The 18,809-nt window shown below is 70.3% G+C and carries 17 protein-coding genes; 11 read left to right on the forward strand and 6 right to left on the reverse strand.

Going from position 1 to position 18,809, the window contains the following annotated elements; translation table 11 throughout:
• Positions 1-19: 19 nt before the first annotated feature.
• The gene (locus tag MHA02_RS08645) at positions 20-1,372 is read right to left on the reverse strand and encodes a lipopolysaccharide biosynthesis protein (RefSeq protein WP_147078240.1); all 1,353 of its coding nucleotides are present in this window, start codon (positions 1,370-1,372) and stop codon (positions 20-22) included.
• A gap of 158 nt (positions 1,373-1,530) precedes the next feature.
• Between MHA02_RS08645 and MHA02_RS08650 the strand changes: the two genes are divergently transcribed.
• The 4 genes from MHA02_RS08650 to MHA02_RS08665 all read left to right on the forward strand — a co-directional run bounded on the left by MHA02_RS08650 (position 1,531) and on the right by MHA02_RS08665 (position 5,165).
• Positions 1,531-2,238 carry a glutathione binding-like protein gene (locus MHA02_RS08650; protein ID WP_147078241.1) on the forward strand — a complete coding sequence of 236 codons (708 nt, stop codon included), beginning with the start codon at positions 1,531-1,533 and terminating at the stop codon, positions 2,236-2,238.
• Positions 2,239-2,315: 77 nt separating this feature from the next.
• Positions 2,316-3,170 (forward strand): 2,3,4,5-tetrahydropyridine-2,6-dicarboxylate N-succinyltransferase, encoded by an 855-nt coding sequence (gene dapD, locus MHA02_RS08655; protein WP_147078242.1) that lies wholly within the window; start codon positions 2,316-2,318, stop codon positions 3,168-3,170.
• 67 nt (positions 3,171-3,237) lie between these two features.
• Entirely contained in the window at positions 3,238-4,110 is an 873-nt protein-coding gene (locus MHA02_RS08660) for an alpha/beta fold hydrolase (protein ID WP_147078243.1), read from the forward strand.
• A gap of 203 nt (positions 4,111-4,313) precedes the next feature.
• Positions 4,314-5,165, forward strand: coding sequence for an acid phosphatase (locus MHA02_RS08665; protein WP_147078244.1), 852 nt, complete (start codon positions 4,314-4,316; stop codon positions 5,163-5,165).
• 109 nt (positions 5,166-5,274) lie between these two features.
• Here the strand turns inward: MHA02_RS08665 and MHA02_RS08670 are convergent, their stop codons facing one another.
• On the reverse strand, positions 5,275-6,018 hold the full coding sequence (locus tag MHA02_RS08670; protein WP_147078245.1) for a TerC family protein: 744 nt from the start codon (positions 6,016-6,018) through the stop codon (positions 5,275-5,277).
• 48 nt (positions 6,019-6,066) lie between these two features.
• Complete coding sequence (locus tag MHA02_RS08675) at positions 6,067-7,005, reverse strand: lipid kinase (protein WP_147078246.1); 939 nt, start codon at positions 7,003-7,005, stop codon at positions 6,067-6,069.
• 382 nt (positions 7,006-7,387) lie between these two features.
• On the opposite strand from MHA02_RS08675, the gene MHA02_RS08680 reads away from it, so the two are divergent.
• The 4 genes from MHA02_RS08680 (at position 7,388) to MHA02_RS08695 (ending at position 11,113) form a co-directional block, all read left to right on the forward strand.
• Positions 7,388-8,170 carry a hypothetical protein gene (locus MHA02_RS08680; protein WP_147078247.1) on the forward strand — a complete coding sequence of 261 codons (783 nt, stop codon included), beginning with the start codon at positions 7,388-7,390 and terminating at the stop codon, positions 8,168-8,170.
• A 40-nt stretch (positions 8,171-8,210) separates the two neighbouring features.
• Positions 8,211-9,578, forward strand: a complete 1,368-nt coding sequence (locus tag MHA02_RS08685; protein ID WP_147078248.1) for a thermonuclease family protein — start codon at positions 8,211-8,213, stop codon at positions 9,576-9,578.
• 102 nt (positions 9,579-9,680) lie between these two features.
• Positions 9,681-10,685 carry an SPFH domain-containing protein gene (locus MHA02_RS08690; RefSeq protein ID WP_147078249.1) on the forward strand — a complete coding sequence of 335 codons (1,005 nt, stop codon included), beginning with the start codon at positions 9,681-9,683 and terminating at the stop codon, positions 10,683-10,685.
• Complete coding sequence (locus tag MHA02_RS08695) at positions 10,682-11,113, forward strand: NfeD family protein (protein WP_238180256.1); 432 nt, start codon at positions 10,682-10,684, stop codon at positions 11,111-11,113. The genes MHA02_RS08690 and MHA02_RS08695 overlap by 4 nt, the downstream gene beginning before the upstream one ends.
• 234 nt (positions 11,114-11,347) lie before the next feature.
• Here MHA02_RS08695 and MHA02_RS08700 read toward each other — a convergent pair whose 3' ends face one another.
• The 3 genes from MHA02_RS08700 to MHA02_RS08710 all read right to left on the reverse strand — a co-directional run bounded on the left by MHA02_RS08700 (position 11,348) and on the right by MHA02_RS08710 (position 15,402).
• A complete protein-coding gene (locus tag MHA02_RS08700) occupies positions 11,348-13,834 on the reverse strand; it encodes a caspase family protein (RefSeq protein WP_147078250.1) in 2,487 nt (828 codons plus the stop codon).
• Positions 13,835-14,021: 187 nt separating this feature from the next.
• Entirely contained in the window at positions 14,022-14,477 is a 456-nt protein-coding gene (locus tag MHA02_RS08705) for a cyclic nucleotide-binding domain-containing protein (RefSeq protein WP_147078251.1), read from the reverse strand.
• A gap of 238 nt (positions 14,478-14,715) precedes the next feature.
• Positions 14,716-15,402: a response regulator transcription factor gene (locus MHA02_RS08710; RefSeq protein WP_147078252.1), complete on the reverse strand. Its 687-nt coding sequence runs from the start codon at positions 15,400-15,402 to the stop codon at positions 14,716-14,718.
• A gap of 426 nt (positions 15,403-15,828) precedes the next feature.
• Between MHA02_RS08710 and MHA02_RS08715 the strand changes: the two genes are divergently transcribed.
• The 3 genes from MHA02_RS08715 to MHA02_RS08725 all read left to right on the forward strand — a co-directional run bounded on the left by MHA02_RS08715 (position 15,829) and on the right by MHA02_RS08725 (position 18,809).
• Positions 15,829-16,365, forward strand: a complete 537-nt coding sequence (locus MHA02_RS08715) for a L,D-transpeptidase family protein (protein ID WP_147078253.1) — start codon at positions 15,829-15,831, stop codon at positions 16,363-16,365.
• Between the two features lie 177 nt (positions 16,366-16,542).
• Positions 16,543-16,929 carry a MarR family winged helix-turn-helix transcriptional regulator gene (locus MHA02_RS08720; RefSeq protein WP_147078290.1) on the forward strand — a complete coding sequence of 129 codons (387 nt, stop codon included), beginning with the start codon at positions 16,543-16,545 and terminating at the stop codon, positions 16,927-16,929.
• A 746-nt stretch (positions 16,930-17,675) separates the two neighbouring features.
• On the forward strand, positions 17,676-18,809 hold the full coding sequence (locus MHA02_RS08725) for an ATP phosphoribosyltransferase regulatory subunit (RefSeq protein ID WP_147078254.1): 1,134 nt from the start codon (positions 17,676-17,678) through the stop codon (positions 18,807-18,809).

The following is an 18,809-nucleotide window of genomic DNA, read 5'->3' on the forward strand; positions in this document are numbered from 1 at the left end:
CGAAGACCAGTCCGTGCGGTCACCGCCCGGCCCTCTGCGCGCGAGCCTGCGAAAACGCCGGCGTCGCGATGCCGTGGATGGCGCGGGCGGCGAGCGCCATGGCGGCGGCGCGCAGGATCGTCACGCAGGCCATGGCCAGAGCCGCGCCGATCAGGCCGAGCCACGGGACGAGGACGAAGCAGAGCACGGCGCCGAGGCCGAGCATCGCCACGGTGATGCCGGCGCAAAGTCTTTCCCCACCCAGCATGGTCAGCAGGTCTTCGCCCGGGCCGAACAGGCTCGCGCCTATGCTGCCGACGACGAGGACCGTCAGCACCGGAAGGCTCTCGCGGAATTCCGGCCCGAACAGGCCGAGCAGCAGCGGTGCGGCGATCACCGTGCCCGCACCGATGAGGGCCGTCGCGCCGAGCACCCAGCGGGCCTGATCGCGCACCAGATTATTGAGCCCTGCCATGTCCCCCTGTGCCTTGGCGGCGGTGAAGCGCTGCGCGGTGGCGGCGGAGGCCGCGTAATGCACCAGGATCACGAGCTGCTGGATCCGGGTCGCGGCGAAGTACAGGCCGACGGCGGCGGGCGACATCAGCATGCCGATGACGAGCACGTCGACGAAGGCGAAGGCGGCGGCGGCGAGTTCCACGGCCGCGATCGGCAGGCAGGCGGTCATCCATTCGCGCCAGCGGTAGCGGCGCTCGCCCCGCAGCAGCGAAGGCCCGAGCCGCGCCAGCAGCAGGCCACCCTGGACGGTCACGGCGATGCCGGTCGCGAGCAGCGTGCAGGCCAGCGCCACCGAGGCCTTGGCCGGCGCACCCGCCAGGACCGCGACGACCATCGCGGCCATCATCAGGCCCTGGCGCAGGAGGTAGGGCGGCGCGATGGCGAGCACGGCCCAGTTGCGGCTGCGGGCGACGCCTTCGAGGTAGTCTTGGAAGGCGAGGAGCGGAAGGACCAGAGCGCCGAGCACGATCGGCACGCCGAAGGGGCCGGCGAGCAGGCTGCCCTCCGCCCGCAGGGCGAGCAGCCCGAGCAGCGACACGGCCAGCCCGCACGCCATGCTCGCCGCCGCCCCGCCGGCGAGGAAGCCGCGCATCTCGGCCCGGCGCCCCAGCGCCTCGGCGGCCGGCAGGAAGCGGCAGGCGCCCTGCGAGAGCCCGAGCGTGGCCGTATGTCCGAGAATGGTCATCCAGACCCAGACGGTCGCGAAAATTCCGTACTCGGTCCCGCCCATCAGCCGGACCATCAGCACCTGCGCCGCGTAGGCGAAGCCGGCCGCAGCGATCCGCACGGCGAACACGCTCACGGCCGAGAGGCCGGCGCCGGAACGGACCGCCTTCAGGCGTCCGAACGTGGCGTCGAAGGAGAGACCCGCTGCCATGACGGTTCTTCGCGAATCGGCGTGCGCGGGCGCACACGCACCAGTCCGCGTTGTATCGGCCGCAGCGTTTCGAGCGGGTTAAGCCGGTTGTCGAGGCCCGAAGGCGGACTCATGTGAACCGCCGAGAGGGCAGCCCGTCAGCTTCTCCGGAGCATCCGATGATCGACCTGCATTACTGGCCCACCCCGAACGGCCACAAGGTGACGCTGTTCCTGGAGGAGACCGGACTGCCCTACCGGATCTTTCCCGTGAACATCGGCAAGGGCGACCAGTTCGCGCCGGATTTCCTGAAGATCGCCCCCAACAACCGGATGCCGGCGATCGTCGACCACGACCCGGCCGACGGCCGCGCGCCCATCTCGCTGTTCGAATCCGGCGCCATCCTCCTCTACCTCGCGGAGAAGACCGGGCGGTTCCTACCGGAGGACGTCCGCAGCCGGGCCGAGGTACTGCAATGGCTCTTTTGGCAGATGGGCGGTCTCGGGCCGATGGCCGGCCAGAACCACCACTTCTCGCAATATGCGCCCGAAAAGATCCCCTACGCGATCGACCGCTACGTCAACGAGACCGACCGCCTCTATGGCGTCCTCGACCGGCGCCTCGCCGACCGCGCGTTCGTGGCCGGACCCGACTATTCCATTGCCGACATGGCAGCCTATCCCTGGATCGTGCCGTGGCAGAAGCAGGGCCAGCGCCTCGACGACCACCCGCACCTCAAGCGCTGGTTCGAGACGATCGCCGAGCGCCCGGCGACCAAGGCCGCCTATGCCCGGGCGCCGGAGGTCAATCCCGATTTCGGAAAGACCATGAGCGACGACGCCAAGAAGGTGATGTTCGGCCAGACCGCCGGGAATACGAAGCGCTGACGCGCGCGCCCACACCGTGACAGCGACGGGCGGCTTTTGTAGAGAGGCCGCCTATCCCGTCCGCCCGGAAACACCCGATGTCCCACGACGCTCTCGCCCAGACCATCGAAGCCGCCTGGGAAGACCGCGCCGGCATCTCCACCACGACCACAGGCGCGGTGCGCGAGGCCGTCGAGGAGGCGCTGAACCTGCTCGATTCCGGCCGGGAACGCGTCGCCTACAAGACCGGCGACCAGCCCGGCGAAGGCTGGCAGGTGAACCAGTGGCTGAAGAAGGCCGTCCTGCTCTCGTTCCGCTTGAACGACATGGTCCCGATCCAGGGCGGACCCGGCTCGTCCACCTGGTGGGACAAGGTGCCCTCGAAGTTCGAGGGCTGGGGTGAGGCCGAGTTCCGCGCCGGCGGCTTCCGCGCCGTGCCGGGCTGCTTCGTGCGCCGCGGCGCGTTCATCGCGCCAGGTGCGGTGCTGATGCCGTCCTTCGTCAACCTCGGCGCCTATGTCGGCGAAGGCACCATGGTCGATACCTGGGTAACGATCGGGTCGTGCGCGCAGGTGGGGAAGAATTGCCACATCTCCGGCGGCGCCGGCATCGCCGGCGTGCTGGAGCCGCTGCAGGCCAATCCGGTGATCATCGAGGACAACTGCTTCGTCGGCGCCCGCGCCGAGGTGGCCGAGGGCGTGATCGTCGGCGAGGGCTCGGTGCTCTCCATGGGCGTCTATATCGGCGCCTCGACCCGCATAATCGACCGCGCCACCGGCGAGACCTTCTACGGCCGCGTGCCGCCCTATTCGGTCGTCGTCTCCGGTACGACCCCCGGCAAGCCGCTCCCCGACGGTACTCCGGGTCCGGGCCTCTACTGCGCCGTGATCGTCAAGCGCGTCGACGCCAAGACGCGGGCGAAGACGGGGATCAACGAGCTGCTGCGGACCTGACATCCGGCGCCGGGAGGCTGGCGACCGCGTCAGTATCTCCCGGCCACATGATAGAGAGACGGTCAGCATGACAGTCCCGGTCCCCGTCACCCGGACGCTCGACCTGACGGTGGCCGGCCGGCGCGTGCCGACGCCCTGCGACGTGCTCGGCGAGGGATCCGAGGCGCTGTTGCTTCCGGCGCTGTCTTCCATTTCTGCACGCGAAGAAATGCTGCCGCTGGCGCGCGCGCTGTCCGGCTCCCATCGCTGCCTCTTACCCGATTGGCCCGGCTTCGGTGCGCATGACCGGGCGCGGGTGCCCCTCGAACCGGCGACCTTCCATGCCTTCCTCGATGCCCTGCTCGCCGCCGCGCCCGGCCCCTATGCCCTCGGCATCGCCGCGGGCCACGCCGCCGGCTATCTCGTCGCGGCGGCGGCCCGGCATCCGCAGACCTTCCAGAAACTGGTCCTGATCGCGCCGACCTGGCGCGGCCCTCTCCCCACCGCGATGGGCGAGGCGCGCCGGCCCTGGTTCGGGCGCATCCGCAAGGCCGTGGAGATGCCGGTAGTCGGCGAGGCGCTCTATCGCGCGAACATCAGCCGCCCGGTGATCGGCAAGATGATGCGTGCCCACGTCTTCGCCGACTCGGCGCATGTGACGCCGGAGGTGATCGCGGACAAGCACAGGATCACGCGCCAGCGCGGCGGGCGCTTCGGCACGGCGGCCTTCGTCACCGGAGGCCTCGACCCGGTCGACAGCCGTGAGGCCTTCCTCGACTTGTTCGGACGAGACGTGCCGCCGGTGCTGGTGCTGCGCTCCGAGAGCGCGCCGCGCCGGTCGGGGGCGGAGATGGATGCGCTCTGCGCCTCGGGCCGGGTCGTCGCGAGGCGGATCCCGGGCGCGCTCAGCCCCCACGAAGAGTTTTCTCGCGAGACGGCCGCGGCGATCCGTGCGGCGTGAGATACGTCCAGGCAGACGGCGCCGCTATGCTTCCCATCGTTGCGAACGCAGCGAAGCAATGACGGGAGCGGTTCATCCGCGCCGCGATAACATCGGATTGTGACCGTGCCGTCGCACGTCGATGTTAGAGCGCGACCGTAAACCCGATTCCGTCCCCGTTTCTGCCTCGCCCGCCCCGGCGAGCCTCACCCAAGGCCGATCCGATGCTGCGCCTGCCGACCCTGCTGGCCGTCCTCCTGCTGGCGGCGTCCCCCGGCGCGGCCGAACCGGGCAAGACCCCGTCCAAGGAGCCGTCGGCGCCCTCGCTGGCGTCGGATCCGGTGAACCCCGACAAGCCTGCGCACAAGCCGTATCTCGCGGACGAGACCGCGCCCGATACCCTGGCGATCCTGCCACCGCCGCCCGGCGGTCATTCGGCCTCGGAAAGCGCCGACCACGCCATCTACACCATGACCCGGAGCTATGCCGGGACGCCGCGCTGGGACCTCGCCACCAACGACGTCGCCGAAGGCGCGGCCGCCCTGCTGGAGGACTTCTCCTGCGTACTCGGCCAGCGCCTCGACCCGGCCCGCGTGCCCGTCCTGATCACGCTGCTCGAGCGCACGCGGCTCGATCTCGTCCGCGCGGTGCGGGCGCCCAAGCGCCATTACCGCCGCCTGCGGCCTTTCGTCGGCAACGAACTTCCGATCTGCGTCGCGCGCGATCCGAAACTCGCCGACAGCTTCAGCTACCCCTCCGGCCACGCCACGCAGGGCTGGGCCTACGCGATGATCATGGCGACCCTCCTGCCGGAAAAGGCGACGCCGATCCTGGTGCGCGGCCGGCTCTACGGCGAGAGCCGCGTCATCTGCGGCGTCCACTGGATGAGCGACGTCGTTGCCGCGCGCACCAACGCCTCGGTCGTGTTCGCGGCTCTGATGAGCGATGCCGGGTTTCGGAGCGATCTCGACCGGGCCCGCAGCGAGCTTTCCAAGGCGCTGACGACGAGCGGCGCGAAGCCGGACGCCGCAATCTGCGCCCGGGAGGACGCCGCGGCGCGCGAGCCGATTCTCTGACGCCCCTGTCCGGCCGATCCGCACCGGGCCATCGCGCCTTCGATTCGTCCTCGTCCTTGCGAGCGCAGCCGCCATCTCTGGTCCGGCGGCCCCGCTTCCACGTGAAACATCACGGCTGCGTGGCCGCCCGCCTCTTCCTCCGGCGCCGGGCCAGCATGTTCAGGCCTTCGACGCCGGCCGAGAAGGCCATGGCGGTGTAGATGTAGCCTTTCGGCACGTGTGCCCCGAAGCCTTCGGCGATCAGCGTCATGCCGATCATGATGAGGAAGCCGAGCGCCAGCATCACCACCGTAGGGTTGGCGGCGATGAAGCGGGAGAGCGGATCGGCGGCGATCAGCATCACGGTCACGGCGGCGACCACGGCGATCACCATGATCGGCACGTGCTCGGTCATGCCCACCGCCGTGATGATCGAGTCGATCGAGAAGACGAGGTCGAGCACCAGGATCTGGCCGATGGCCGCGGCGAAGCCGAGCTTGACCGCGTTTTCTGCCCCCTGGCCGCCGTCCGGGTCGACGCTGTGATGGATTTCCTTCGTCGCCTTCCAGAGCAGGAAGAGGCCACCGGCGATGAGGATCAGGTCGCGCCAGGAGAAGCCCTTGCCGAAGACCTCGAAGACCGGCTCGGTGAGGTGGACGATCCAGGCGACGGTGCCGAGCAGTCCGAGGCGCAGCACCAGGGCCAAGCCGATGCCGATGCGGCGCGCCCGGGTCTGCTGGTCGGCCGGCAGCCGGTTGGTCAGGATCGAGATGAAGATCAGGTTGTCGACGCCGAGGACGACCTCCATGACCATCAGGGTCGCCAGCGCCGCCCAGGCGGTGGGGTCAGCGGCAAGTTGAAGAATGTGGTCCACGCCCGGTCGGTCCTCGTTTTTGGTTGTGCCGTCAGATGCGTGACGCCGTCAGAACGGCATCCGGAAGCCGGTCTGCGCCGCGGGCCGCGCACTCCGCTCGGGCGCAAAGATCCGCACGGCCTTCGGCAGCACCTTGAAATGCGCCGGCGTGTGTGTGGCGAGTTCGCCGTCGGTGTTCACCGGCCGCGGCTTCTTCGTCTTCAGGACGATTTCTGTGGTGCTGAAGGCGCGCACGTCCGCGGCCTCGCCATGTGTGCCGCGGCGGAGCGCCGGCAGCAGGGCGATCAGCCGCCACCAATGGTCGACTTCGAGGCTGTAGAAATCGAGCTTGCCGTCGTCGACGGTGGCGTCCTCCGACACGGTCATGCCGCCGCCGTAATGGCGGCCATTGCCGACGGAAGCCTGGATCGTGGTGACCTTCTCGACCTTGCCGTCATGCTCGATGGTGATCGAGAACGGCCGGGCGCGGCGCAGCAGGCGGAAGGCGGCGATGGCGTAGCCCACCGTGCCCCAGGTCTTCTTGGCCTCGGCGGTGAGCTCGCCCGCGAGGTCGGCGGAGAAGCCGATGCTGGCGACGTTGAAGTAGTAGTGCCCGTTGACGCATCCGAGATCGACGGGCTGGGCCTCGGCCGTGGTGATGGCGCGCGCCGCCGCCAAAGGATCGAGGGGCAGGCCGAGCGAGCGGGCGAGGTCGTTGGCGGTACCGAGGGGAAGGATGCCGAGGGGCAGCCCGGTCTCGACAAGGGCGGGCGCGGCGGCATTCAGCGTGCCGTCGCCGCCGCCGAGGACGATCAGGTCGGCGTTCCTGGCGTGGCGGGCGATGACGGCGCTGCAGTCGGCCTGCCCGCTATCGGCGCCCTGCGGCTCGACAGGCTCGATGCCGCCGTCGCGCAGGGCCTCGCGGATCGCATCGAGCGGCACGCCGCCGTTGCGGGCCTTCGGGTTGACCAGCATCAGGGCGCGGCGTGGTGCGCTCATAGCGGCCATCCGGAGGACAGGGTTCTGGCGACGGGTGAGGGCATGGGCAGCCTGAATGCGCGGCGTGGGCGCGAGGCGCGTGGTGGCCCGACATCACGGTCGACGCCTCGACCGTCAGAGGGGCCCGGACCCATCACGCCCAAGGTGGGGAGCCCGAGCGTGGCGGCAAGGCCGGGAGCGGCCATGAAATGCGATTGCTCAAGGTTAAGATTTATCCGACCCCGCGCGGCTGCAGCTTGCTCCGCAATGCGTCCCCTGGCATGCACCCCCGCCGGCACGATGGAACCGTGCCGGTATCCGCCGACGTTGGATGATGCCGAACGCGCGCGTCTCGTCGCGGCCCGCATCCGGGCGTTCGGGCAGGTTCCTCGGCCAAACCCCGGTCCCGCCTATGCGCTCCGTCCTCGCCCTCACAACATCGAGCCTGGCCGCTCTGCTGCTCGCCTGTATGCCGACGCGCGCCGACCCGGCCTCCGGCTGGGTCGATCCGCCGGCGAAGACGGGGGCGGCCCGATCCGACGCGTCGAAGCCGCAAGCCGCCGATCCCACGAAGGAAGCGGCCAAGTCCGCGGACACGTCGGCCGACCCCGACGCGGTGGACAGCCAGCAGGCTGCGGCACCCCGTGACCACCGCCGTGTCGAGCGGGTGGAGCGGCGCGAGCGGCGTCAGGAGCGTCGTCGGATGGCCGTGTCCTCCGAGATCGATACGACGGCGCCTGATCCGCGCTTCGGCGGCTGGGCCGCACAGGCGCAGCGGTTGACGGGAGACTATCTCGATAGCGTTTCCGCCCCGAACGGCGCCATGCTGGCCGCCGCTCCGCGCTTTTACGGCGACCGGGTGCGCTTCCACGGCCGGCCCATGAGCATCTCCGCCCTGATGTCCGAGAAGCGGCGCTTCGTGCGCCGCTGGCCCGAGCGCCGCTACGCGCCGCAGGATGGCACCATGCGCACGGCCTGCAACGCCGCCGGTTCCGTCTGCGTCGTCCGCACCGTGATGGCCTTTTCCGCCGGGAATCCGGCGCGAGGTGTCCGGTCGGAGGGCTTGTCGGAGCTGAGCCTCACCGTCAGTTTCACGGGGGAGCGCCCTGTGATCGTCTCGGAATCGAGCCGTGTGCTCCGCCGTGGAAGCGCGGCACTGAGTTCGGACGAGCGCGGCCGCCATGGCGGAGCGTGATCGGGCTCTTCCTGATCGGGCTCCTGGAGACACAGACCGGATGACGGCCGAAGCCGCTGAAAAAGCGCGAGAGGGGGAGCAGGACGCGCGCATCGACGCCCCGACGCTCAGCACGCCGACGCCGGAGGACGACGAGCGGCTGCGCGTCCTGATCCGGGCCGAGCTCGACCGCCAGCATGCCATGCCGCTGGCGCGCCGCACGCTGGAGCTGCTCGCCGAGGCCGAATTGGAGCCGACGCAGGACGAGCCCGGCTACCGCGTCATCGACCGCAGCGGCGACACTCGGCTGATCCGGGACGGCGATGCCGATCCGGACGAAGCGGGCGATCTCACCGCACCGATGACCCTGCGCGGCCTCGTCGCGGAGCTGCGCGAGCGCCATCCCGATCTGTTCGCGACGCCGCCCGAGCCCGAAGTGGTGGATCCCGTGCCACCGCCCCCGCCCGAGCCGCCGCACGATGCCCTGGCCGACGTGAAAGCCGCCGGCGCGCGTTTCGTCGAGACGCAATCGGCCCTGGCGAAATCCTTCGCGGCCACTTCGGCCGAGCGCGGCCGGACACTCGCCAACGCCGCCGGCCGACGAGTCGCAGGGTGGCGCGCGCAGCTGAACCAGCGCCGTGCGGCAAAGCCGGCTCCGCTCCCCGTCGCCGGCGATCCGCAGCCGGACCTTTTCGGGGGCGCGCTGCCGCAGCCGTCCGAGCGGCCCGCCACGACATCCTTCGACAGCGGCCGTCCCCTCCCAAGGGCTGCAGGAGCCGGTGGCAGCCACCTGGGCGATCTCGCCCGGCGCGCGCGCGAGGCCCTGCCGACGATCGACCGTCACGCCTTCGACCTGCACCGCATCGCCTTCTTCGGGCTCGCCGCCGCCACCGTGCTCGTGTTCGGTGCGGTCGTTCTGATGAACTCGGGACCCGCGACCGGCCCCTCGCCCTCCGGAACGGGAGCGCCCCGCACCGAGGCGCCGAAGGAAGCGCCGAAGGCGGAGGCCAGGAACGAGCCCGCGCCTCCCGCACCGGAGCCGAGGCCGACTCTATCCGACGCCGCGCCCGAGGATGCCGAAGCCGCGCCGGTCGAGGAGCCGCCACGCAATCCCAACGACATCGCCGGGGTACCCCAGGTGATCGACACCGCGACCCTGAAGCTCTCCGGCAAGGTCATCCACCTGTTCGGAGTCGAGTGGGTCCGCGGGGGCCAGGCCGACGAGCTCGCCAAGTACATCCGCGGCCGCTCCGTGACCTGCCGCCCGGCGGCCGGCTCCAGCGCCTTCCTCTGCGCGGTGGAGGGCCGCGACCTCTCGGAGGTCGTGCTCTTCAACGGCGGCGGCCGGGCCTCGTCGGAGGCTTCCCCGGACCTCGTCGCGGCCGAGGACCATGCACGGACGGAGCGGCTCGGGGTGTGGAAACGCTGAGATACGCGGTGGCCAGATGAACAGATCGGTTCGGTCTGGCGCCTGCCGTGTCGACCGATCCTCGTATAGAACGCTCGCAAGCGGAATCAGGCGGGGGCCGTCATGACCATTTCGATCGGGCTGAGCGCGGTGGCGATCGCCTTCGCGCTCCTCGTCATCGTGACGCTGGCGATCGGCATCCGCACGATCCCCCAGGGCCATGTCCACACCGTCGAGCGCTTCGGCCGCTACAACCGCTCGCTCGAATCCGGCCTCGGGCTGATCATTCCTTATGTCGAGCGGGTCGGCCGGCGGGTGAACATCATGGAGCAGGTCGTGGAGGTGCCGAGCCAGGAGGCCTTCACCCGCGACAACGCCGGCGTGCGCATCGACGCCGTGGTCTTCTATCAGGTGCTCGACGCGGCCCGCGCCTCCTACGAGATCTCGAACCTCGAAGTCGCGTTGCTGACGCTGACCATGACCAACATCCGCACCGTGGTCGGCTCGATGGATCTCGACCAGCTGCTCTCGCACCGCGACGAGATCAACGACCGCCTGCTCAAGGTGCTCGACGCCGCCGGCGCGCCCTGGGGCGTCAAGATGAACCGCGTCGAGATCAAGGACATCCTGCCCCCCGCCGACCTCGCCGGCTCGATGGCGCGCCAGATGAAGGCCGAGCGCGAAAAGCGCGCCTCGGTGCTGGAGGCCGAGGGCCAGCGCCAGGCCGAGATCCTTCGCGCGGAAGGTCGGAAGCAATCGGCGATCCTCGAAGCCGAGGGGCGCAAGGAGGCCGCGTTCCGCGACGCCGAGGCGCGCGAGCGCTCGGCCGAAGCCGAGGCGAAGGCCACCGGCATGGTCAGCGAGGCCATCGCCCAGGGCGACATCGCGGGCGCCAACTTTCTGGTCGCCGAGAAGTATGTCGAGGCGATCAAGGCCATCGCCACCGCGCCGAACCAGCGCGTCGTGGTGGTTCCGATCGAGGCGGCCGCGCTGGCCGGGACTCTGGGCGGAATCGCCGAGATCACCCGCAGCGTCTTCGGCGATGGCGGTTCGGGCCAGGGCTCCCGTGCGTCCGGCCTGCCGCCGCGCGTCGGCGGCTCGGCGAGCAAATCCACGGCGACGTCGTGAGCAGCCTGCACGCGATCGATCCGGCATGGGCCTGGGTCCTCGCCGGCTTCGTGCTGATGGGCGGCGAGTTGCTGCTGCCCGGCGTGTTCCTGGTCTGGCTCGGCCTCGCGGCCTTCGTCACCGGCCTCGTCGAGACCGCATTCGACCTGCCCTGGCAGGCGCAGCTGCCGCTCTTCGCCGTCCTGTCGGTGATTGCGGTGACGCTCTCCACCCGCCTCAACCGCGGGCATGTTCCGCTGTTGAACCGGGGCGCGCATGGGCTGATCGGGCGGGACATCGTCCTCGACACCGCCATCGTCGAAGGCAGCGGGCGCGCACGCGTCGACGACACGCTCTGGCGTGTCTCCGGCCCGGACCTGCCAGCCGGCACACGGGTGCGGGTGACGGGGGTGGAGGGGACGGTGCTGACGGTGGCCGCGGTATCATGAGGTGGTCTCATGACGGGTGCTTCAGCGGATTTCGGGAGCAGGATGGAAGCATTGCCGCGCCACCGCGGCGCCGATCGGCAACACGGCGGCGGCGCTCTCCGCCGCCATGGTGCGATAACGACCGCATCCGCTTAGAGCCGCATTAGACCCGACCGCATCGGGCCGACGTCTCTAAGCCCTTGCTTTGACGCGCCTTCTTTCGATCGACCGGCATCCCCCTGGTCGGAAGGCGTTCTAGCGGCAGGGCATGCCCGGAGGACAATGGGGGCGCCCGCCCCCACCGCCGTGCGGCTGCTGCTGCGGCTGGGGTTGCGGCCGGGCCATCTGCTGATGCTGAGCCTGCATCTGACGCTGCTGGGCCATCTGCTGCTGAGCGGCGGCCCGCTGCTGTTGCTGCTGTTGCATCATCTGGCGCTGCTGCGCGGCCTGCTGCTGTTGAGCCACGGCCCGCTGCTGCGCGACTTGCTGTTGCTGCGCAGCCGCTCGCTGTTGGACGGCCTGCTGCTGTTGCATCTGCATCTGGCGCTGCTGGTTCGCCTGCTGCTGCGCCGCAGCCCGCTGCTGTTGCTGCAGGAGCTGACGTTGCTGGGCCGCTTGCTGTTGCTGGGCGGCGTTCGGCGAACCCCCTCCCGGAGGCTGTCCCGGCCGAACGGGCTGTTGCGGCAGCGCGTTCGGAACCGGCTGGGCCTGTCCCACGGCCGGCCGGGCATTCGGACCGATGCCGGGAGCCTGCCGTCCCGGGCCGACGGCCTGCATCGGCTGGAGCGGCTGGGCGGGAGGCCGAACCGGTGCATTCGGTCGGTTGGCCTGCGCCTGCGGCAGCTGTTGGCCGTTCGGAGAGGTGAGCCCCTGTCGCGGCTGGCCGGTGCCAACGACCGGCACGGGTCCTTGCGGAGGCTGTCCCGGCTGGCCGGGACGGTTCGCCTGTTGTGGCAGCGGTTGTCCGTTCTGTCCGGGAAGTGACTGCCCAAATGCCGGCCGCGGACCGGCCGGGAGGCCCTGCTGCGGCTGACCCGGCCGATTCGCCGGGGGCTGGAGACCGGGCTGGCCGTTCGGCGCCAACCCCGGACCACCAAAACTTCCCTGTCGCGAGTGCGGGTCGCCGACAGGTCCACCGCCGCCGGACAGCGCATTGGCCGGCAGCGCCGCCCGCTGCTGCAGCGCCGGGGGCAGTGCCACGCGGGAGATCGCCAGTCCGGCGGCCGCGCCCGCGACGGCCCCTGCGCCGAGGGCTTGCACGGAGGGGCCGCGCCGGTCGCGCACGAACGCGCCGTTCTGCTGGTTGATCTCGTTGATCACCGTCGTGTTGTGGATGTTTTCGAAATAGACGTTGTTCGGCGGCGGCACGATGAAGGCTGGCGCGACGACATAAGCCGGCATCGGCACGAAGGCCGGCGCCGGCAGGGCATATTCGACGTAGACCGGCGGCGGCGGTGCGAGGTCGACGATGTAGGCCGGCCGCGGCGGCAGGAAGAACACCGGCGGCGGGGGCGGCGGCGCGAGATCGTAGTAGGGGTCGTCGAAATAGACGGCCGGGCGCTCGACGTAGACGATCTCCTCCGGCGGCGGCGGCGGCACGTCGTAGGCCAGCATCGCGAAATGCGGCGGCGGTTCCAGCGCCACGGCGAGTTCGCGCAAGCGACGACGCGCGTCCCAGGCGTGCGGACCGCGCGGGTAACGGCTGAGATAGGACCAGTAGCCGTCCGGACCGTCGGCGAGATAGGTGCGCCGCCACGTCAGCGCCTCGCGACGGGCTGCGATCAGCACGCGCACGCGCTTGGCGAGCGCATCGCGCGGATAGGCCGAAACGAATTCCTGGTAGCCCTGGAGGGAGTCGCGCTGCAGGCAGGAGGCGTAGGCGTCCTGCGGGCCGATCTCGCGCAACGGACGCGCATTCAGCGCTGCGATCTTGGCGGGGTCGGAGACAGGCGGCGCATCGGCCGCGCGCTTGAAGAATTCGAAGCCTCCCTCGATCCGCGAGGCACTCCACGGTACCTCGCCGCCCTGCGTGGTCTCGCTGACGCGCAGGCGCACCCGGTCGAACAGCTCGGCCGGCGGCAGCCCACCCTCTCGGATCATCTCGACCAATGCTTGGGCATAGGCGCCGTAGGGGCCCTTCTCCTGGGGGCCGACGGTGCCGGGCGCGGCGTTGAACGCAATCAGCGAGCCCGGCTCGGCCTCGGTCAGGGCGAGGCCCCCGGCGAGCGGGTCACCCGTCTTGGCGAAGGGGGCGGTGCGGCCGGCATCGAACACCACGAAGCGGGCCTTGAGAGGGATCGCGGCGAGTTGACGCTTGTAGTCGGAGAGCCGCAGCGCCCGCACCGGCACGTCGGCGGCGCTGGCGATCTGCGCATCGACCGGCGCGAAATAGTTCTCGCCGTTGAGCTGCAGGCCGTAGCCGGCGAGGTAGACGAAGGCGACGGTATCCGGGCCGGACGCCGCCGCCTTGTCGGTGAAGTCGCGCATGGCCCGGCGCAGTGAATCCTCGTCGAGGTCGCGGGCGCCAACGACGTCGAACCCCGCCCCCTGAAGCGTCTGTGCGACGAGCCCGGCATCGTTGGCCGGTGTCGCCAGTTCGCCGGCCCTGTAGGCGGCGTTGCCGACGACGAGGGCGATCCGCTTCTCGGATCCGCCCGGCACCGGCTCGGCCCGCGCGAGGCTGGCGAGAAGAAACGACGACAGGACGGCAAGCAGTACGATAACCCGCGACGGCGCGCTCATGACAGGCCTCCCTCGGCTGGCTCGACTCGACGAGCCGGGGCGGCGCCATGGCGCTCCTCCCCGCATGAACCGAGGTTGAACCCCGAAACCGGGCGAATTCGGGGTTGCTCGGCCTTTGGCGTTCGGCTGCATTTCGGTCCCGGCTGCCCGCAGGGCCGCGAACCGGACGGGCCTCAGTCTCCGCGCGTCACCCGGCCCGCGTGTCGACGAGCTTCGCCCGCACCTGCGCCAGCCCCCGCGTGAGCTCGCCGAGATCGTCCGCGAGCCAGTCGTAGATCGCCACGGCGGCGTCCGGGAATTCCTTCAGGACGCGGGTCATCAGCTGCGTGCTGATCCGCATCACCTCGGCCTTCGTCGTTGCCGTGGCATCGGCGGGGCGCTTGCCCGGCGCGAACAAGGCGGTGCGTCCGATGAGGGCCGAGCGGCCGGCGACGATCGGGACGCCGCCTTGACCGGTCAGTTCGATCGCACCGGAGAGCACGACGTAGCCGCCATCGGCCCGGTCGCCGCGCTTGAACAGGGTCTCGCCAGTGTCCAGGGCGAGACGTTCGCCGGCAAAGCTCAGCAGGCGCAGCGCACCGGAATCGAAGAATCCGAAAACGGGGGCGGCGGACAGGATCGCGATGTCGTCGTCGAACCCCAATGCGCGCCCATCCCTCGGCCGGTTCCGCTTGCGACAAGACCCTTAGCCGAAGCAGGCCGGGCTGCGAAACGCGAGGCTCCGCGCCGCGTCTGGGCGTCGGCGATCGGGTTGCACGACCTGCATCCCCATCGTCGGACGACCATCGACCATCATTATCGCCGAGATCTTAACCCGGCGTTGAGCACGGGCCGGCGGCGCCCTCAGCCGGACCGCGGCTGAAGCGACTGGCGATGCCCGGTCACGGCAGCAGCTTGTAGCCGCCGGATTCGGTGATCAGGATCGCCGCGGCGGCCGGGTTCGGCTCGATCTTCTGGCGCAGCCGGTAGATGTGCGTCTCGAGGGTGTGGGTGGTGACGTGGGCGTTGTAGCCCCAGACCTCGGCGAGGAGCGTATCGCGCCCCACCACCTCGCGGCCGGCGCGGTAGAGATAGCGCAGGATCGCGGTCTCCTTCTCCGTGAGCTTCAGCTTCGAGCCGCGCTCGCCGACGAGCAGCTTCGCGCCCGGCCGGAAGGTGTAGGGGCCGATCCGGAAGATCGCGTCCTCGCTCGCCTCGTGCTGGCGCAGCTGGGCGCGGATGCGGGCGAGCAGCACCGCGAACTTGAAGGGCTTGGTGACGTAGTCGTTGGCGCCGGCCTCCAGCCCCTCGACGGTGTCGTCCTCGGAATCCTGTGCGGTCAGCATGATGATCGGCCCGCGAAAGCCCTCGCGCCGCATCACGCGCACCGCCTCGCGCCCGTCCATGTCGGGCAGGCCGACATCCATCACGACGAGGTCGACGCGATCCTCGGCCACGAGCGCGATGGCGCCCTGCGCCGTCGCTTCGCCGATGGCGGCGAATTCCTCGTAGTGGTCGATCTCTTCGGTAAGCGTCTCCCGCAGGGCATCGTCGTCGTCGCAGACGAGGAGACGGTGGGTATTGGACATCAGGGGCGGGACTCCCGCGCGGTTCGTTGCGCGTCTGAGCCCGATCGATCCACGATCGGGCCGCTACGTCTGCAAGGGCGTGCGCTGCGACGAGACTGCCCATCCGGCCGCCGGCTGCACCTGAGCAGACTTGCGTCGGGGGTCCGACGCTTCGCCCGCCCAGCTTCGGTCGTGTCGCAGGCTCGTATCGGAAATCCGCGGAGCGGCTTTCCGAAACCTGCCGAGGACGACCGTACCGGCCGGACCCAACGGTCAACCTATCCGGTTTTTGCGGTCAGGGAATAAGCAACGCTCCGGTTTTGCAGCGTTTTCGGCTCAACCGCTCCCAACCGCAGGCCATTCGAGCCGCGCTCGCGCCGCGACGGCCCTCCCGACGAGGCCGCCGCCGGGATAAGACGCCACCCGAATGCCACGACGGGGCTCGCGATGAAACGGACCACGATCTCCCTGCTGCGGGTGCGCCCGCTCGTCGGCGACCGGACCCGCGGGCAGCTCCTGGCGGGATCGGCGGTCGTCGCCTGCGCACTCGGGCGCACCGGCATCGTCCAGGTCAAGCGCGAGGGCGACGGCGCCTCGCCGCGTGGGGCTTTCCGTCTGCGCGGCGGCGTCTACCGGCCCGACCATTTTGCGGCACGACCACGGACTCCTTTGCAGCTGCGTGCGACGAAGCCCGGAGACGGCTGGTGCGACGACCCGCGCGACCGGCGCTACAACCGGCCGGTCCGCCTGCCGCTCCCCGGCGTCGGCGCGGAGGAAATGTGGCGCGGCGACGGTCTCTACGACCTCGTGGTCGACCTCGACTGCAACCGCGGCCCGATCCGCCCGGGCCGTGGCTCGGCGATCTTTCTGCACGTCGCGCGTCCGGGCTATCGGCCGACGGAAGGCTGTGTGGCGCTCGCCCGTCCCGATCTCGTACGGTTGCTCCGTCGCATCGGCCCACGCACACGGCTGTCGATCGGATGAGACCGGTGGCCGTACGCGGCGCCCTTCGAGCGCGTGGCCACCGACCCGGTCCGTACCTGTCCCATCACCGGAAAGCGTGCTACAGCACTTGTACGAAAGTCTATCTTGACACACCAGGACGAGTGGCGTGCCGTGCCCGAGCGTAGCTTTAACGCCTCCCCCTGCCATTGCCTGACGATGCGTCAGGCCTCACGGCAGGTGACGCAGCTCTACGACCGGCATTTCGCGCCGACGGGCCTCCGCGTCACCCAGTATTCCGTCCTGCGCATGCTCGGGCGCAACGAGCCGCTCGCCATGCAGGCGCTGGCCGACCGCATGGTCATGGACCGGACCACATTGAGCCGGGCTCTGCGCCCGCTCGAACGGGAAGGGCTCGTGAGCATGGCGCCGGGCCGCGACGCGCGGACCCGCCTGCTGTCCCTAACGCCGGCCGGCCACGCCCTGATCGAAGAGTTGGCGCCGGCCTGGGATCGGGCACAGGCCGAGTTCGAGACCCGATTCGGCGTGGCCGAAACCCGGGATCTGCGCGGGATGCTGTCGCGGGTCGTCGGCCAAGTCGCCTGAAGCTCGGTCGGCAGCGGCTGCGCCGACCCACGATGCTCATCGACCCTTCGTCGGCTTCGCGTCCTGAATCCTCGCAGGCTTTTGCCGGAAAGCCGCGGCGGGGCTTTCTGAAACCGGCTCAGGTTGGGCTAAGCCGACCGCCTGAACAAGGATACGACGTTCCCACGGTAGTCCGGCTGCGTCACCGGCTGAGGCTCCCGCGCCTGGATGCCGGGTTCCGGCGGCCGGCCGGCATTCCACGCGATCCAGCGCGCTGCCGGTCGATCACTGATGCGCCTCTTGACCCAGGCCGGCACCTTCGAATGAGTCGCCATACCTCCCTCCATCAGTCGTGGCCCAGTCCAAAGTCAGCCCAACCGCGACGTTTAGGCAAGAGCTAACGTCACCTAACGTTGCGGCTATCCCGGATTTCACGCCAAGCTCGGTAGTCGGCCGAGCCGATGTCCTCCGGATGACGAGGGGCCGGAGCCGTGCCGGCCCTGCGTAATTCGCGTCCCTCGCGCCCGGGCCGGCCCTGTCGCCAAGTGCGGCAGCGGTTGCTAGGAGAGCCGAACCTTCGGGTCACACGGCTCCCGCTGGGCGGTCGGGACGAGAGGGAGAACTCTCGAGTTATCGGGGATCGTGCGAGGTGCACTTAAGCATCTTCGCAGGCAGCCAGGCGAAGAAGCGGCGTCACGACAAGGCCTTAGCGCTTTCTCCATGATTCGGGGTTCATGGCGAAGGCCTGTCGAGCCCGGACGAGGACCATGACGAGACCGGAGCCAAGCGGAGCGAGTACGGTGGAGGCCGAGGCCCAGGCGCGACTGCTCGCCCATTTTGCGGAGGCCGGCTACGCGCCCGTCGCGCCGCCGGTGCTGCAACCGGTCGAACCGTTCCTGGAGTTGTCGGGCGAGGACATCCGCCGGCGCATCTTCGTGACGACGGACGGCGCCGGCGCCGAACTCTGCCTGCGGCCCGAATTCACGATTCCCGTCTGCCGCCACCATCAGGCGATGCGTCCCGGCGAATCGGCCGACTATGCCTATCTCGGCCCGGTCTTTCGGCTCGCGGCCGGCGATCCCGACGAGTTCACGCAGGCCGGCATCGAATCGATCGGCCGCACCGACACGCCGGCGGCGGACGCCGAAGTGCTGGGCATGGCCCTCGACGGGCTGGAGCGCCTCGGCCGCAAGGAGGTCGCCGTGCGCCTCGGCGACATGGGACTGACCCACGCGCTGCTCGATGCACTGGCCGTGCCGCCCGTGGCCAAGCGCCGGACGCTGCGCGCCATCGCCGCCAGCCGTCCCCTCGACGAGGTCGCCAACACCGCCCAGACCGAGGATCCTCACGCGGGCTTGTTGGCCACGATCCAGGGGCAGGATCCCAAGGGCGTGCGCGCCTTCGTCGAGGACGTGCTCTCGATCGCCGGCATCTCGCGGGTCGGCGGCCGCAGCGCCGGCGAGATCGCCGAGCGCTTCCTCGCCAAGGCCGCCGCCCAGGCCCATGGCGGCGCCGGCCTGAACGCCGAGAACCGCGCCGTCGTCGAGCGCTATTGCGCCGTGACGGGAAATCCGGACCTGGCCGTCGCCGAGGTGCGCGCCCTCGCGGCCGAGGCGGGTCTCCGGCACGACGGGCTTCACGCGGCGCTCGCGCTCTTCGAGGAACGCACCGGCTTCATGGCCGCGCGCGGCCTGCCCGTCGAGCGCTTCGCCTTCTCCGGCGGGTTCGCGCGCAACCTCGACTACTATACCGGCTTCATCTTCGAGGTGACGGACAGGCCCAGCGCCCCGGCCCTCGTCGGGGGCGGGCGCTACGACGGCCTGCTGCAGCATCTCGGCAGTCCCGTGCCGCTGCCGGCGGTGGGCTGCGCCTTCTGGCTCTCGCGATGCGGCGGGAACTGA

It is taken from the genome of Methylobacterium haplocladii (genome assembly GCF_007992175.1).
Taxonomy (GTDB): Bacteria; Pseudomonadota; Alphaproteobacteria; order Rhizobiales; family Beijerinckiaceae; genus Methylobacterium; species Methylobacterium haplocladii.